The sequence below is a fragment of the Ruegeria sp. F11 genome, from assembly GCF_056533855.1.
On the sequence record NZ_JBQFOW010000005.1, the window covers coordinates 94,994 to 109,922 of the forward strand.

The window sequence follows — 14,929 nt, forward strand, 5'->3', positions numbered from 1 at the left end:
CTTCAATTCACCTGAATGGTTTTCAGATAGGCCACCAGATCGACGATGGGCTGGCTGGTCAGGATCGGCTGGCCCTCGGGCGTTTTGATCGCGGTGTCCTGCCCGTCGAAGTACGGCCCATAGACCGGCATCGGGCTGCCGTGACTGACCAGCGGATCGCGCCCGTCAATCCGGGCGACAACGCGGGCGGTGGGGAACACGCCATCTTCACCGGCCAGCTTGGTCAGATCGGTCGGCTGGATCACCAGAACGCCCGCCATCGGGCCATGGCCTGTTGCCTCGATCCCGTGACAGGTTGCGCAATAGTGCTGATACAGCTCGGCCCCCGTGTCCGCCTCTTGTGCTGCTGCCATTGTCCCGCAACTGATTAGACCTGCCCAAAGTACCGCTCTGATCATCGCATCCTCCTGTCAAGATTGACATTTGCAGGCTTGCCCGACGACCGGCTTGGCGCAATGATCCAGATCAACGAAAGCAACGCGAGAGGGTTCGGGCCATGACACAATACGCAGCCATCATGCTGGCCGCCGGAATCGGCGTTCCGATCCTTGCCGCATTGAACGCCGCGTTGGGGAAGCTGATCGGCTCACCAACCGCAGCGGCTGTGGTTCTGTTTGCGATCGCCTTTGGCTCATCCGCGATCGTGATGCTGCTTTTTCCGGGAATCGAAGCGCTTTCCAAAGTGGCGCAGGCCCCCAAGCACCTGTTGCTGGCGGGTGTTCTGATCGCCTTCTACGTTCTGTCGATCACCCATGTCGCGCCGCATTTCGGGGTTGGAAACGCGGTGTTCTTTGTGCTGCTGGGCCAATTGATCAGCACGGCGGCGATTGATCACTTTGGCCTGTTCGGTGCTCAGGTCACGCCGCTGACATGGATGCGCGCGGGCGGGATCACGGTGATGGCCGTCGGCGTGGCGATCACTCAATTGGCCTGAGCATGCCACCTTCAAGCCGCACCATCCGGTCCATCCGCGCCGCCAGATCCATGTTGTGGGTGGCGATCAGAGCCGACAAGCCTTCGTCCCGGACCAGCGACATCAGCGCGTCGAACACCTGATCCGAGGTCTCGGGGTCCAGATTGCCAGTGGGTTCATCCGCCAGTAGAACCCGCGGCGCATTTGCCAACGCGCGGCAAAAAGCAACGCGCTGCTGTTCACCCCCAGACAGGGCCGCTGGCCGGTGCCCCGCGCGTGGCGCGACGCCGACGCGATCAAGCAAGGCCATCGCCCTTTGGTGCGCAGCCTTTTCGGACACACCGTTGGCCAGTTGCGGCAGTGTGATATTCTCCAGCGCTGTGAATTCCGGCAGCAGGTGGTGGAACTGGTATACAAAGCCGACATCCTGCCGCCGCAGCGCCGTGCGGGTCCGGTCACCCTTGCCCGTCGCGCTTTGGCCCACGATCTCGACCGCGCCCTCATCCGGCGTGTCCAGCAGCCCGGCTATATGCAGAAGGGTGGATTTGCCCGCACCAGAGGGGGCGACCAGCGCAACCGCCTCGCCAGCGCGCAGGTCCAGATCGACGCCGCGCAGCACCTGAACTTCGCCGGGTGTGCCTTTGAGATAGGTCTTGGTCAGGCCGCTCAGCCGCAATGTCACATCATTCATAGCGCAGCGCCTCGACCGGGTTCAGCCGCGCCGCGCGGCGGGCGGGGAAATAGGTGACAAGGAAGGACAGACCCAGCGACAGCCCGATGGCCTTGAGCACATCGCTCAGATGCAACTCGGCCGGCAACGCATAGATGCCGCGAATGGACGGGTCCCAAACGCCGCCGCCCATCACGTAGTTCACGAAGGAAAAGATCGGATCGATATAGATCGCAAACAGGCACCCAAGGATGACCCCCATCGCCGTGCCGATGATGCCGGTGAACGCGCCGCAGATGAAAAAGACCCGCAGGACCGAGCCTTCGCTCAGGCCAATGGTGCGCAGAATGCCGATATCGCGGCCCTTGTTTTTCACCAGCATGATCAGGCCCGAGACGATGTTCATCGCCGCAATCAGAACGAGGATCGACAGGATGATGAACATCACATTGTCCTCGACCTCTAACGCGCGCAGGAACCCGCCGGAGGCGTCCTGCCAAGTCCAAATCTGGCTGCGCTCGCCTGCCGCTTCGATGATCGGGATCAGGATCGGGGTCAGGTTCTCTGGCCGTTCGACCATCACCTCGATCTCATCGGCGACGCCTTCGCGGTTAAAAAAACCTTGTGCCTGAGAGAACGGCATGTAGACGCGCGTCCGGTCGATGTCATAACGGCCCGCCGAGAACACATAGACCACGCGATAGGCATTCACGCGCGGTGAGGTGCCAAAGGCAGTTTTGACCCCGTTGGGCGAGGTCAGCTTGACCGTATCCCCCACCGTCGCCCCGATACTGCGCGCCACGCCCGATCCGATGGCGATCACATCCTCGCCGGTCTGGAACTGCGACAGATCGCCGACCGCCTGCTCGCTCTGGGCCACGCCGGGCAGATCACGCAGATCGTCGGGGCGGATACCAAACACCTCGACCCCGCTGCTGCGGTCACGGTTGGTGATCAGCACCTGCCCCTTGACCAGCGGCGCGGTGCGCTGAACCCCCAGAACCTGCGCAATGCGCTCGGCCTGCTGTTCGTAGTCGGGCATGGTGCGGTCCACCCGCCCCTGCGCGTCGATCTCGCCCGAGGAATAGACCGTGACATGGGCGTTCGCCCCCAGAATGGTGCCCACGAACTCCGACCGGAACCCGGACCGGACCGCCAGCGTTGCGATCAGGGCAAAGACAGCCAGCGTGATCCCGATCAGCGAAATCCACGTCATCACGCTGACCCCGCCCTCGGCGCGGCGAGCGCGCAGGTAGCGCCATGCGATCTTCCATTCGAAAGGGGCAAAAGGCGGGGGGGTCTTGGCCATGCCTGCTCCAGCGGTTGTTGCGTGCGGGGACCCTTTCGGCATTTCACCGGATGGTCAAGCCGGTAGTGGGTCCGAGCGGCTTCGGGCACGCTATGGACGCCGCAATCAGAGCAAAAAAACGCTGCGAATCAGTTTTCAGTCGCTGGCGGCAGTTCTGGTAAAAAGAGATTTAAGGGCGGCGATTATACCGCTGGTTGTGATGCCGTTCACAGACAGGGCCGTATTGTTTCAGCTATGAAGTCAATGTAGCCGTCGCGTGAGCGACTGAATTCAAACTGCAACATATTTATAAGCAATTTTATTTCGTCTTTTGCTTATCTAGCGAAACTTTGTCACCCTATTTGCGGGGGAACACATTTAACGAGCGGGGGTCGCTCATGTTAGTGCATACGAGTACAAAAGGTTCGGGCCCGATTTTGGCCCACAAGGCAGCATCTGAACTGGATTGTGAAAGCGCAGCCCTGCTGCGCGCAGCCATCCGCCCGATATTTGCCACCGCGGCAAGTTGGGCGAATTTGGCGGATGTCCTCAAGGACAAAGGATACCGCCTCGCCTTCCGCGAAGGACGGCTGTGCATCACCGATCGCGCCACGGGCGCGCGGGTCTGCGGGATACGCTTTCTGGGCTTCGAACTTCGGGATCTGGTCAGACGCATGGGACGCCCCATCGTCGTGGCGCGCGGCAACGGCGCGGATGGCGATGTGCTGATCTCTCGGCCGACAAACGGCCACAGCTAGAACCTGCGCCAGAACTGAACCGACCGACGCAGGGATTTTGACAGGCTGTGACGAGCAGCCACCCGGATGGCGTCAGGCGTATCGGATCGGCGCAACAGTTCATTCATCAGTTTTGCGGGCATGTGGCCGCGCTGGTAGAACTTTAGGAAATCCTGCTCGGTCAGGCCGCGCGCGGCTTTGAACCCGGCGTAGTAGTTCACCCAGACCCGCGCATAATCCTGACCGGTTGTGGTATCGTCGCTGGTCGCCCCCCTGTCCCAGAACAGGGAAACCGCGTCCTCCATCCGCTCACCCCGATACCCAGCCCCGATCATCCGCAGCATCAGGTCGTAATCCGCCGCAATGCGGTACTGCGTGTCATGCCCGCCCAGAGCCATGAACACCTCCCGCTTGATGAACACCGAGTTATGGCAGAACGGCATGCGTTGCAGGATCGCTTTCAGCGACATCCGGTGAAAGGGCTTTTCGGTACCGTCCTCGAACCGTTGCACGGTCGAGCCGTACAGGAAATCCGGCCCGGTCGCCTGCAGCCTGTCTGCCGCGATATTTAGAATGCCATCCGACGCCAGAGAGTCGTCAGAATTCAAAAACAGCAGGTATTTGCCCCGCGCGGCCTGCGCGCCCTTGTTCATTGCATCATACAGCCCGGCATCGGGTTCGGTGATGAACCGGGTGCGCGGCGCGGCGGCGGCCAGGTCTTGAATGAACGCGACGGTTCCATCCGACGAGGAACCGTCCTGAATCACATGTTCCGCCTGCGCACAATTCTGCCGCGCCATGCACTCGATGACGCGGCGAAAACTATCCTGTCGCCCTTGCGACAGCAGGTTGTAGGTCGCGGTGACGACCGAGATCAGCGGCGCGTCGACTGGATCAGGCGATGTGCTCATAAATCTCGGCGATTCTGGTGACGGCGGCCTCGGGGCTCAGTTCCTCGCTCTCGCCGGTGCGGCGGCTGGTCAGTTCGACGACGCCGTTTTTCAACCCGCGCGGCCCGACAGTGATGCGCCAGGGCAGACCGATCAGGTCCATCGTCGCGAACTTGCCCCCTGCCCGTTCGTTACGGTCATCGTACAAAGGCTCAAGCCCCAGCGCGGTCAGCGCTTTGTAGAGGTTTTCGCAGGCCGCATCCGCCTCTTCATCGCCCTGTTTCAGGTTGACGATACCGCAATGGAACGGCGTCACGCCTTCGGGCCAGATGATGCCCTTGTCGTCATGGCTGGCCTCGATGATCGCGCCGATCAGGCGGCTGACGCCGATGCCGTGGCTGCCCATATGGACCGGAACCGGCTTGCCGTCGGGGCCTTGCACGGTTGCGCCCATCGCCTCGGAGTAGTTGGTCCCGAAATAGAAAATCTGCCCAACCTCGATCCCGCGCGCCACGCGGCGGCGCTCTTCCGGAATCTGATTGAACAGGGCTTCGTCATGCGTCTCATCGGTGCGAGCATATTTCGAGGTGAACTCATCCATGATCGCCTGACATTGCGCGCGGCTGTCATAGTCAATCACACGGTCGCCGAAGGTCAGATCGGTGACGGCGCTGTCATAGAACACCTCAGATTCACCTGTGTCAGCCAGCACAAGGAATTCATGCGTATAGTCGCCACCGATGGGGCCGGAATCGGCGCGCATCGGGATTGCCTGCAGGCCCATGCGTTCGTAGGTGCGCAGGTAGCTGACCAGATGGCGGTTGTATGCGTGGAGCGCGTCTTCCTTGGTCAGGTCGAAATTGTAACCGTCCTTCATGTAGAATTCGCGCCCCCGCATCACGCCGAAACGCGGACGGATTTCGTCACGGAACTTCCACTGAATCTGGTACAGCGTCAGCGGCAGGTCCTTGTAGCTGTTCACATGACCCCGGAAGATGTCGGTCACCAGTTCCTCGGCGGTCGGCGTGAAAAGCATATCCCGGTCATGCCGGTCCTTCATCCGCAGCATTTCCTGACCGTACCCGTCATACCGCCCGGATTCGCGCCACAGGTCCGCCGATTGCAGGATTGGCATCTGGATCGCGATGTGACCGGCCCGCGCCTGTTCCTCGTGCACGATGTTTTCCAGCTTGCGCAGCACTTTGAAGCCCAGCGGCAGCCAGGAATAAATCCCGGCCGAGGCCTGCTTGATCATTCCGGCACGCAGCATCAGCCGGTGGCTGACGATCTGAGCCTCGGACGGGTTTTCCTTGAGAACGGGCAGAAAGTAACGGCTGAGGCGCATTTCGTAACCTTTTAGGTGAAACTTCAACATTCAGGTGATTATGCCAAACCCCCGCCGGGGGCAATCGCGCATTGGCGTTTTTACAGGTTCCGGCCTGTTGGATCGGATTTTGGCCGTCCTTATAACCCTCACCCCACGGATCGCCCTCAACGGACCCATGAACCGCTTGCATCGGTTCGCCCCTTGGGTCAAGAACATCTGGAAGCGCCTGAACAAGGGGACGGACATGGCTTTGCCTGTAAAGGATCAGCTCAGGTACTGGGGCATCGCTGCGGTGATCTTTGTGCTGATCCTATGGGCACTTGGCGATGTTCTGCTGCCTTTTGTGATCGGTGGAGCCATTGCCTATTTCCTGGACCCGGTCGCGGATCGGCTGGAAAAGCTGGGTCTGTCCCGCATGGCGGCGACTGGCATTATCACCGTGGTCGGCGTGCTGGGCTTTGTGGTTGCGATTCTGGCGGTCGTGCCCGCGCTGGTCACGCAGTTGATTGACCTGATCGACGTGATGCCCAGCCTGTTCAAAGAGCTGCGCGCCTTTATCGAGAAACAGTTCCCGTCCATTCTGGACCGCGAGTCCAGTTCGCATCAGTTTCTGGTATCGCTGGGCAATACGCTGAAATCCAAGACCGGCGACGTGCTGCAATCGGTCGTCACTTCGCTTGGGTCGGCCATCAATGTGGTTGTCCTGCTGGTCATCGTGCCGGTCGTCGCGGTCTACCTGCTGTTGGACTGGGACCGCATGATTGCCCGGCTTGGAGAACTGCTGCCCCGCGACCACGCCCCGACCATCAAACGGTTGGGCAGTGAGATTGACGCGGTTCTGGCCTCATTCGTGCGTGGCATGGGGACGGTCTGTTTGATCCTCGGGACCTATTACGCCGTTGCGTTGATGCTGGTGGGGCTGCAATTCGGCCTGATCGTAGGTTTCATCGCCGGGCTGGTGACCTTCATCCCCTATCTGGGCGCGTTGATCGGTGGCACTTTGGCCATCGGGCTGGCGCTTTTTCAGTTCTGGGGCGATTGGGCCCATGTGGGGCTGGTGGCCGGTATCTTCGCCGTTGGTCAGGTGACCGAGGGTAATTTCCTGACCCCCAAACTGGTCGGCAGTTCCGTCGGCCTGCACCCGGTCTGGCTGCTGCTGGCGTTGTCGGTCTTCGGCGCGCTGTTTGGCTTTGTCGGCATGTTGGTCGCTGTGCCGGTCGCGGCGGCGCTTGGGGTTCTGGCGCGGTTTGCGACCTCGGTCTATCTGGACAGCCGCCTTTATACCGGGCTGGAAGGTCAGGATCAGGACGACACGTAAATGGCCCTGCAACTCAGCTTTGATCTGCCAGCCAAGACCGCGCTGGGGCGAGAGGATTTCTTTGTCTCGCCCGCCAACGCGCTGGCAGTGGCGATGATTTCGGCAACCTCATGGCCGGGCAACAAGCTGGTGCTGACCGGCCCGGCGGGCGCGGGCAAAACCCATCTGGCCCATGTCTGGGCGGCTGAAACCGGCGGGCGGATCGTCAACGCCGCCGACTTGTGTCACGAGGATGTGCCCGACCTGTGCCACATGCCAATCGCGGTCGAGGACGTGCCGATGATCGCGGCTGACATGGAGCAGCAGAAAACTCTGTTCCACCTGCACAACCTTGTTCTGGCCGAGGGGCACTCCCTTCTGATGACCGGGCGGCTGGTTCCGAAATTCTGGCAACTGCCCCTGGCCGATCTGCAAAGCCGGGTCGAAGGCGCGCATCATGTTGCGCTTGATCCGCCCGACGATGCGCTGCTGGGCGCGGTGCTGGCGAAACTCTTTCTGGACCGGCAGCTGAACCCCGGCCCCGAGGTGATCGCCTATCTGGTCAAACACATGGATCGCCGCTTTGAAACCGCCGCCAATGTGGTTGCGCAGCTGGATCATCTGGCCCTGTCGGAAAAGCGCGACATCACCCGTGCGCTGGCGGTTCGGGTGTTGAACGCCGATCCCGACAAGGACGATACGAATGATTGACCCGCAACCGGCGATTTCGCATCCTGAGGCCGGATCATCTGGGAAAGACATGGAACAGACTGTCGAAACCGACATCCCCGATTGGGGACCTTTCGGAAAACCTCTGTTCGATGATCCGGGGGCAAGAGCGCTGTCGCGGGTTGGGGTTGTCGATGTTGGATCGAACTCGGTCCGGATGGTGATCTTTGATGGTGCGGCCCGCTCACCCGCTTATTTCTACAACGAAAAAGTCATGTGCGAACTGGGCGCGGGCCTGTCCGAAACCGGGTGCCTGAACCCGCTAGGGCGCGAACGTGCTCTGGCCGCGCTGCTGCGATTCCAGCAACTCGCCCGCGATCTGGACCTGCCCGGCCTGCATGTGGTGGCGACCGCTGCCGTGCGCGAGGCGAAAGACGGCCCCGATTTCTGCAAACAGGTGAAAGACGAGACCGGTCTGGATGTAGAAACAATCGACGGTCAGGAAGAGGCCCGCCTTTCTGCCCAGGGCGTTCTGCTGGGCTGGCCGGGCGCCTATGGCCTGATCTGCGATATCGGCGGATCGTCGATGGAACTGGCCGAGATCGGGGACGGTCAGGTGGGCCGTCGCATGACCTCGCCCCTTGGGCCGCTCAAGCTGCGCGACATCAAGGGCGGGCGGCGAGCCCGCAAGGCGCATATCAAATCCACGATGGAAGAGCTACGTGGCGAGATGGGAAAGCAGCGGGACCGCCTGTTTCTTGTCGGCGGCAGTTGGCGTGCCTTTGCGCGGCTGGATATGCTGCGCCGGGGGTATCCGCTGAACGTGCTGCATGAATACCGCATGACCACCAAACAGGTGCATCAAACCATCAAATTCATCGAAGCCAACGACCCCGAAAAACTGCGCAGCAAGGCCGGTGTTTCGGGGTCTCGCATGGCGCTGATCCCCTACGCGATGGATGTGCTGGCCCGTTTGATCCGGACGTTTAAACCCAAGGACATCGCAATCTCAAGCTACGGTATCCGCGAAGGGCTGCTGTATGAACAGATGTCGCAGGAACAGCGCGACCGCGACCCGTTGATCGAGGCCAGCCGGTTCTCCGAAGCCAAAGATGCCCGCCTGCCCGGCTTTGGCCGCCATCTGTACGAGTTCGTGATGCCGCTGTTCAAATCCGCCCCACCGGCGCGGGTCCGGCTGATTAAGGCGGCCTGTCTGTTGCATGACGTCAGCTGGCGCGCGCACCCCGACTACCGGGCCGAGGTGTGCTTTGACAACGTAACCCGTGCCAATCTGGGCGGATTGAAACACTCGGAACGGATCTTCATCGGGCTGGCCCTGCAACACCGCTATCGCAACAAACGCGAGGGGAACCGGTTCACCGAACTGTACGAATTGCTGGACGAACCCGCGCAGAAACAGGCTGAGATTCTGGGCAAGGCGATGCGGTTCGGCGCGATGCTTTGGATGCACAACAACGCCAATATGGCGCGGATGCGGTTCTACCCGAAGAAACGACAGCTTGAACTATTCCTGCCCAAAGCCGCTGGTCCGTTGTTCAGCGAAGTTGCCCAGGCGCGGCTGAATTCACTGTCCACCGCACTGAAATCCGAAACCCGCGTGATCATCAAGGGCTGAGAGCCGGGTCAGATATCGGTCAGACCGCCATCGGGGGCCTCTTCGGCCTGATCGGGTTCGTCCGAGGGTTCCTGGGGTGGCTTTTTGCGAATGATGATATCCCCATTCGGCAGTATCTCGGGTGCCTCGTAGACGCTCCAGTCTTCGATCTCTCCGGCGAGGTCGGCCAGCGCGGGCCCCATTTCCTCAAAGAATGACTGCATGGCCGGGCCGAATTTCTGGGCCAGCCCCAGCAGTTCGTCCAAGGTGGGCGACATCTCTTCCCGCAGGCCCTCAAAGAACAGTTCGGCCCCCTGCTCCATCAGGGATTTGCCGCTGTCTTCCTGCGCAAAGGCGGGTGTGGCCAGGGCAGCGGAAACGGCACCGATCATCAGGACATGTCTCATGGTTAAAATATAGGCCAGCTTGGGATGGCTTGAAAGGTCACAGGTCAATATCCAGCGTCACGGGGAAGTGGTCCGAGGCCGTGAGCAACGCATCCCGCAATTCCGGCTGCGACCAGCAACCGGTATCGCGAAATGGATGCCAGATGCGCCAAGCGGGGCGGCGCGCGCGCAGGTTCTGAGTGACCATGATGTAGTCCAGAAGCGCCTCAAGATATTTGCCCTCTTTCGGTCGGGCAAACCGCGCGGTGGATGGGACGGACCCCGGACGCGGACCATGCGCCGTGACCGCGTGGGGGTCAAACAGCCCGGCCTGCAGCAAAATCTCGACCGAAGAGCGCCCGAACAGATGTTCGAACTCATCCAGACCCGGACCATCGTTCAGATCTCCCAACAGGATCACCGGCTTATCCGCCGCCACATGCGCCGCAACCCGCCGGGACAACCAGATCGCCTGCGCCAGTTGCTTGCGCCGGTTGGCGATCGAGATGCGGATGGCTTCATCCCGGCTTTCAGCCCCATGCGGCGCTTTGGATTTCAGATGCGCACCGATCAGGCGGAACGCGAACCCTGCCCGCGTCTCAACCGCCAGTTCCATTGGGGGCTTTGAGAACCGCACCACATCCTCGGTCGCATCCACGTCCAGATCAATCCGGAGGTCCCCGTCAAACCGGGGCGCGTTCTGATCCTGTTGCGGGTCATGACGCGCGTTCAATACGTCTGGATCGTATAGCAGCGCCAACTCCTGATGCGTGTCATTGGGAAAACCCATGATCGCGTTCGAGGTGCGCAGACTAAACGCCTCGGCAAAATCCTGCAGCGCCCGGACAGTATTCTGGCGTTTTCCGGTGTTCGGAGCCTCGACGATCAGAACCGCATCCGCATCAATCGCCGTCAGAACCTTGGCAATCGCCTCGACCTGCTGCGCCTTTGTCACATCGTGCCGACCGGACCAGCTGTCATCCACGATCAGCCTGTCATCCCGGTCGAACAGATTGGCGAACCATTCGATATTGTAGGTCGCCAGCCGCATCCGATCAGGCCCGTGCGCCGTTGATCTCGTCCCAGGCGCGGTTGATGTCGATCATCTTCTTCTCGGCCAGTCGGATGGCCTCCTCGGGCACACCCCGCGCCATCATGGCGTCGGGATGGGTGTCACGAACCAGTTGCCGCCAGACCTTGCGGATGTCGGGTAGAGGCATGTCATGCGGCACCCCCAGAACGGTATAGGGGTCTTTCGGCGAATCCGGCACAAACCGCGCCCGCAACGCCTGAAACTGAGCGTCCGTCTGGCCGAAAATCTGGCTGACCTCTTCCAGGAACTCATTCTCGTTGGGGTGATAAAACCCGTCGGCCATCGCAATATGGAACAGACCTTCCATGAGATCACACAGAGTGGTGCTGTCCTCGTTGAACATCCGCGCGATCTTGCGGGCATAATCCTGATAGCCCGCAACATCGGTCCGGGCCATGTTGAAGACCCGCGCTGCACCCTTTTCATCCTCACGGGCAATCTGGAACACGTCACGAAAGGCCGTGACCTCATCTCGCGTCACTTGCCCGTCGGCTTTGGCCATTTTCGCCCCCAGCGCGATCACCGCGATGGTAAACGCCACCGACCGTTCGGGCGGCGAGCGCAGTTTTTCGAAAACGGCGGCAAGGCTTTCGCCTTGGGCCAGCGCGCTCAGCGCATCGGATATGCGGGTCCAGATCGACATGGGCGTACCCTAGCGTTCCAATCCGGGACTGTCAGGTGCGACAGATCACCCGGACGCAATAATTTTCTGCATCAACACAAGATCCAAGCGCTGCCCCCATTTAAACCCGACCTCGGGCATCCGGCCCACCTCAGTAAAGCCAATCGCCGCATGAAAGCTTATGGCGGAGGGGTTGGCCGAGGAAATTCCGGCCACCAAAACATGCACTTCCTCCGCACGGGCCGAGGCTTCCAACGCCACCATCAAAGCCCGCCCCAGTCCACGACCCCGCGCCTCGGGTGCCAGTTGGATCGTATGCTCGCGGCAATGGGCATAGCCCGGACCGGCGCGGAACGGGCCATATGTAGCAAAGCCCAACACCTGACCGTCCAATTCGGCGACAAGATAACCGGGGCCACGCACCCGGATATCCTCCGCGATGCTTTCGGCACTGCGTTCCTGCGTTGTGAATGTCACCAGCGTCTCGCGGATGATTGCGTTGGTGATCTGAGCAATGGCCTCAGCATCCCCGACGCGGGCTTGACGAATGCTCATTCCAACACGCGTAAGCCGTGCGGTGTCTCGAATTCCGCCCGCAAAGCAGCGGGGCCGGTGTCAAACACCACATGGTCCAGTTCACCCAATTGCCGCGCCAATGCCAGAGCCTCGGGATGATACACCACCAACCGACGCAACCGGCACAGACTGTCCTGCAACATCTGCGCCGGATGCAGATCGCCCTGCCACTGAATGAGCGCAGGAAACAGGTTGTCAAACGGCAGCCGACCGCTCGGCGGCACAGCCATCCGCCACCGCAACGCACCACGGCTCAGATCAATAGGCTGCCCGGTGCCATCGGGAAACACCGACAGCGAGGCTTCAATATCACTGACCCGACAGATCCAGTTGGTCAGGCGGGGCGCTCCTTCAAACCGGTCCAGATCAAACCATCGGGTCCGCTCAAGGTTAGGCGCGTCAGGATCAATGGCGATAGCCTCAAGATACAACCCACCCTTCAGACCAAGCAGCCGGTTATGCGTGCCGAACTTTTCGTGCTTTCCGCCCTCCTGCAACGGAACCCCCAGCGCCTCTTCCACATACGCCGCCGCCTCTGCCAGAGTGGCCCCGGCCACCGCAATATGATCCAGTTCCATAACGCCCTCCACCCCAACAACCCTATCCATCAAACAAAAGGGCGCAAGCCACAGCCGCGCCCTTCTTCTGTTTGAAAATACCTTCGGGGGTGAATTTGCCGCAAGGCAAAGAGGGGGCAGACAGCCCCCTGCCCCGCGTTACGCCTGCGCTTCGCCGATCAGATGCAGAATATCCTGCGCCGCCTCGGGGATATTCGTCCCCGGCCCAAAGATCGCTTTGACCCCGTGATCATAGAGGAACTGATAATCCTGCTGGGGGATGACACCACCGCAGATGACGATGATATCCTCGGCCCCGGCCTTCTTCAGTTCTTCAACCAGTTGCGGAGCCAGTGTCTTGTGGCCCGCCGCCTGCGAAGAAATTCCGACCACATGCACATCGTTATCCACCGCGTCCTGAGCGGCCTCGGCAGGCGTCTGGAACAGCGGGCCAACATCCACGTCAAACCCGATATCAGCAAAGGCCGTGGCGATCACCTTGGCCCCCCGGTCATGCCCGTCCTGCCCCATTTTCACCACCAGCAGACGGGGGCGGCGGCCTTCGGCCTCGGCGAAATCCTCGATGGATTTCTGAATGGCGGCAAAGCCTTCGTCACCTTCGTAAGCCGCGCCATAGACGCCGGCCAGAGTTTTCACCTCGGCGCGGTGGCGGCCGAATTCTTTCTCCATTGCCATGCTGATCTCTCCTACGGATGCGCGGGCGCGGGCGGCCTCGACCGCGGCGGCCAGAAGGTTGCCGCCCTCGCGGGCGGTGGTGGTCAAGTTGTCCAGAGCCTGTTGGCAGGCCGCATCATCGCGTGTCGCGCGAATGCGCTCCAACCGGGCGACCTGCGCCTCGCGCACGGCGACATTGTCGACATCCAGAATATCGATCGGGTCTTCCTGCTCCTTGCGGTATTTGTTGACGCCGACGATCACCTCGTCGCCCTTGTCGATCATCGCCTGACGTCGAGCGGCGCTTTCCTCGATGCGCAGCTTGGGCATTCCGCTGGCCACTGCCTTGGTCATCCCGCCCATGTCCTCAACCTCTTCCATCAAGGCCCAGGCTTTTTCGACCAGTTCGTTGGTCAGGCTTTCGATGTAGTAGGAACCTGCCAGCGGATCGATCACATCGGTCACGCCGGTTTCCTCCTGCAGCACCAACTGCGTGTTGCGCGCGATTCGAGCCGAGAAATCGGTGGGCAGGGCAATCGCCTCGTCCAGAGCGTTGGTGTGCAGCGACTGCGTGCCGCCCAATACTGCGCTCATTGCCTCATAGGCGGTGCGGATCACGTTGTTATAGGGGTCCTGTTCTTGCAGTGACACGCCCGAGGTTTGGCAATGGGTTCGCAGCATCTTGGAGCGTTCGGATTTCGCCCCGAAATCCGTCATCACCCGGTGCCAGAGCGTGCGGGCCGCGCGCAGCTTGGCGATTTCCATGAAGAAATTCATGCCGATGGCAAAGAAGAAGGACAGACGCCCCGCGAACTTGTCTACATCCATCCCGGCCTGCGTCGCCGCCCGCACATACTCGCGCCCATCGGCCAGCGTATAGGCCAGTTCCTGCACAAGGTTCGCCCCGGCCTCTTGCATGTGATAGCCCGAGATCGAGATCGAGTTGAACTTGGGCATCTCGTTAGAGGTATAGTCGATGATGTCCGAGATGATCTTCATCGACGGTTCAGGCGGATAGATATAGGTGTTGCGCACCATGAACTCTTTCAGAATATCGTTCTGAATGGTGCCGGACAGGACAGATTTATCATGGCCCTGCTCTTCGCCCGCCACGATGAAATTCGCCAGAATCGGGATCACCGCGCCGTTCATGGTCATCGAGACCGAGACCTTGTCCAGCGGGATGCCATCGAACAGGATCTTCATGTCCTCGACGCTGTCGATGGCCACGCCTGCCTTGCCGACATCGCCCACAACGCGCGGATGGTCGCTGTCATAGCCGCGGTGCGTGGCCAGATCGAAGGCCACTGAAACCCCCTGTTGGCCGGCGGCCAGATTGCGGCGGTAGAAAGCGTTCGATTCCTCAGCCGTGGAAAAGCCCGCATACTGGCGGATCGTCCACGGACGGCCTGCATACATCGTGGCCTTGACCCCGCGCGTAAACGGACCAAACCCCGGCAGAGAGCCCATATGTGGCAGATCAGTGGTATCGGCCTGCGTATAGAGCGGTTTGACGTCGATGCCTTCCAGCGTTTCCTTGGTCAGATCGTCCAATGGTTTCCCGCGCAGCTCTTTTTCAGCCAGCGCTTGCCAGTCCTTCGTATCGGTCATTTC

Annotated in this window: 16 protein-coding genes; 5 read left to right on the forward strand and 11 right to left on the reverse strand. The window is 60.8% G+C overall.

Annotation, left to right across the window (positions count from 1 at the left end):
* Positions 1 to 2: 2 nt before the first annotated feature.
* Positions 3 to 398: a c-type cytochrome gene (locus ACR0NJ_RS08015; protein WP_480816607.1), complete on the reverse strand. Its 396-nt coding sequence runs from the start codon at positions 396 to 398 to the stop codon at positions 3 to 5.
* A 98-nt stretch (positions 399 to 496) separates the two neighbouring features.
* Here ACR0NJ_RS08015 and ACR0NJ_RS08020 point away from each other — a divergent pair, with 98 nt between their 5' ends.
* Positions 497 to 934, forward strand: coding sequence for a DMT family transporter (locus ACR0NJ_RS08020; protein WP_480816608.1), 438 nt, complete (start codon positions 497 to 499; stop codon positions 932 to 934).
* Here the strand turns inward: ACR0NJ_RS08020 and ACR0NJ_RS08025 are convergent.
* Together ACR0NJ_RS08025 and ACR0NJ_RS08030 are read right to left on the reverse strand one after the other, a co-directional pair.
* Positions 918 to 1,604, reverse strand: coding sequence for an ABC transporter ATP-binding protein (locus ACR0NJ_RS08025; RefSeq protein WP_480816609.1), 687 nt, complete (start codon positions 1,602 to 1,604; stop codon positions 918 to 920). The two genes, ACR0NJ_RS08020 and ACR0NJ_RS08025, sit on opposite strands and share 17 nt — an antisense overlap.
* Positions 1,597 to 2,892 (reverse strand): lipoprotein-releasing ABC transporter permease subunit, encoded by a 1,296-nt coding sequence (locus ACR0NJ_RS08030; protein WP_480816610.1) that lies wholly within the window; start codon positions 2,890 to 2,892, stop codon positions 1,597 to 1,599. The genes ACR0NJ_RS08025 and ACR0NJ_RS08030 overlap by 8 nt, the downstream gene beginning before the upstream one ends.
* 377 nt (positions 2,893 to 3,269) lie before the next feature.
* On the opposite strand from ACR0NJ_RS08030, the gene ACR0NJ_RS08035 reads away from it, so the two are divergent.
* Positions 3,270 to 3,629: a hypothetical protein gene (locus ACR0NJ_RS08035; RefSeq protein WP_480816611.1), complete on the forward strand. Its 360-nt coding sequence runs from the start codon at positions 3,270 to 3,272 to the stop codon at positions 3,627 to 3,629.
* On the opposite strand, the gene ACR0NJ_RS08040 is transcribed toward ACR0NJ_RS08035, so the two are convergent.
* Together ACR0NJ_RS08040 and proS are read right to left on the reverse strand one after the other, a co-directional pair.
* A complete protein-coding gene (locus ACR0NJ_RS08040) occupies positions 3,626 to 4,519 on the reverse strand; it encodes a glycosyltransferase family 2 protein (protein ID WP_480816612.1) in 894 nt (297 codons plus the stop codon). The two genes, ACR0NJ_RS08035 and ACR0NJ_RS08040, sit on opposite strands and share 4 nt — an antisense overlap.
* Positions 4,503 to 5,843, reverse strand: coding sequence for a proline--tRNA ligase (proS, locus tag ACR0NJ_RS08045; protein WP_480816613.1), 1,341 nt, complete (start codon positions 5,841 to 5,843; stop codon positions 4,503 to 4,505). The genes ACR0NJ_RS08040 and proS overlap by 17 nt, the downstream gene beginning before the upstream one ends.
* A gap of 226 nt (positions 5,844 to 6,069) precedes the next feature.
* Between proS and ACR0NJ_RS08050 the strand changes: the two genes are divergently transcribed.
* Genes ACR0NJ_RS08050 through ACR0NJ_RS08060 form a run of 3 tightly spaced genes read left to right on the forward strand, consistent with a single transcriptional unit; the run spans position 6,070 to position 9,427 of the window.
* The gene (locus ACR0NJ_RS08050) at positions 6,070 to 7,143 is read left to right on the forward strand and encodes an AI-2E family transporter (protein WP_480816614.1); all 1,074 of its coding nucleotides are present in this window, start codon (positions 6,070 to 6,072) and stop codon (positions 7,141 to 7,143) included.
* A complete protein-coding gene (locus ACR0NJ_RS08055) occupies positions 7,144 to 7,833 on the forward strand; it encodes a P-loop NTPase family protein (protein ID WP_480816615.1) in 690 nt (229 codons plus the stop codon).
* A gap of 49 nt (positions 7,834 to 7,882) precedes the next feature.
* Positions 7,883 to 9,427 (forward strand): Ppx/GppA family phosphatase, encoded by a 1,545-nt coding sequence (locus ACR0NJ_RS08060; protein WP_480816806.1) that lies wholly within the window; start codon positions 7,883 to 7,885, stop codon positions 9,425 to 9,427.
* Positions 9,428 to 9,435: 8 nt separating this feature from the next.
* Here the strand turns inward: ACR0NJ_RS08060 and ACR0NJ_RS08065 are convergent, their stop codons facing one another.
* The 6 genes from ACR0NJ_RS08065 to scpA all read right to left on the reverse strand — a co-directional run bounded on the left by ACR0NJ_RS08065 (position 9,436) and on the right by scpA (position 14,926).
* Positions 9,436 to 9,798, reverse strand: coding sequence for a hypothetical protein (locus ACR0NJ_RS08065; RefSeq protein ID WP_480816616.1), 363 nt, complete (start codon positions 9,796 to 9,798; stop codon positions 9,436 to 9,438).
* A gap of 52 nt (positions 9,799 to 9,850) precedes the next feature.
* Entirely contained in the window at positions 9,851 to 10,843 is a 993-nt protein-coding gene (locus tag ACR0NJ_RS08070; protein ID WP_480816617.1) for an endonuclease/exonuclease/phosphatase family protein, read from the reverse strand.
* A 4-nt stretch (positions 10,844 to 10,847) separates the two neighbouring features.
* A complete protein-coding gene (locus ACR0NJ_RS08075) occupies positions 10,848 to 11,528 on the reverse strand; it encodes a TerB family tellurite resistance protein (protein WP_480816618.1) in 681 nt (226 codons plus the stop codon).
* 45 nt (positions 11,529 to 11,573) lie between these two features.
* A complete protein-coding gene (locus ACR0NJ_RS08080; RefSeq protein WP_480816619.1) occupies positions 11,574 to 12,062 on the reverse strand; it encodes an N-acetyltransferase family protein in 489 nt (162 codons plus the stop codon).
* Positions 12,059 to 12,661, reverse strand: a complete 603-nt coding sequence (locus ACR0NJ_RS08085; protein ID WP_480816620.1) for a VOC family protein — start codon at positions 12,659 to 12,661, stop codon at positions 12,059 to 12,061. The genes ACR0NJ_RS08080 and ACR0NJ_RS08085 overlap by 4 nt, the downstream gene beginning before the upstream one ends.
* A 138-nt stretch (positions 12,662 to 12,799) precedes the next feature.
* Positions 12,800 to 14,926, reverse strand: a complete 2,127-nt coding sequence (gene scpA / locus ACR0NJ_RS08090) for a methylmalonyl-CoA mutase (protein ID WP_480816621.1) — start codon at positions 14,924 to 14,926, stop codon at positions 12,800 to 12,802.
* Positions 14,927 to 14,929 lie beyond the last annotated feature (3 nt).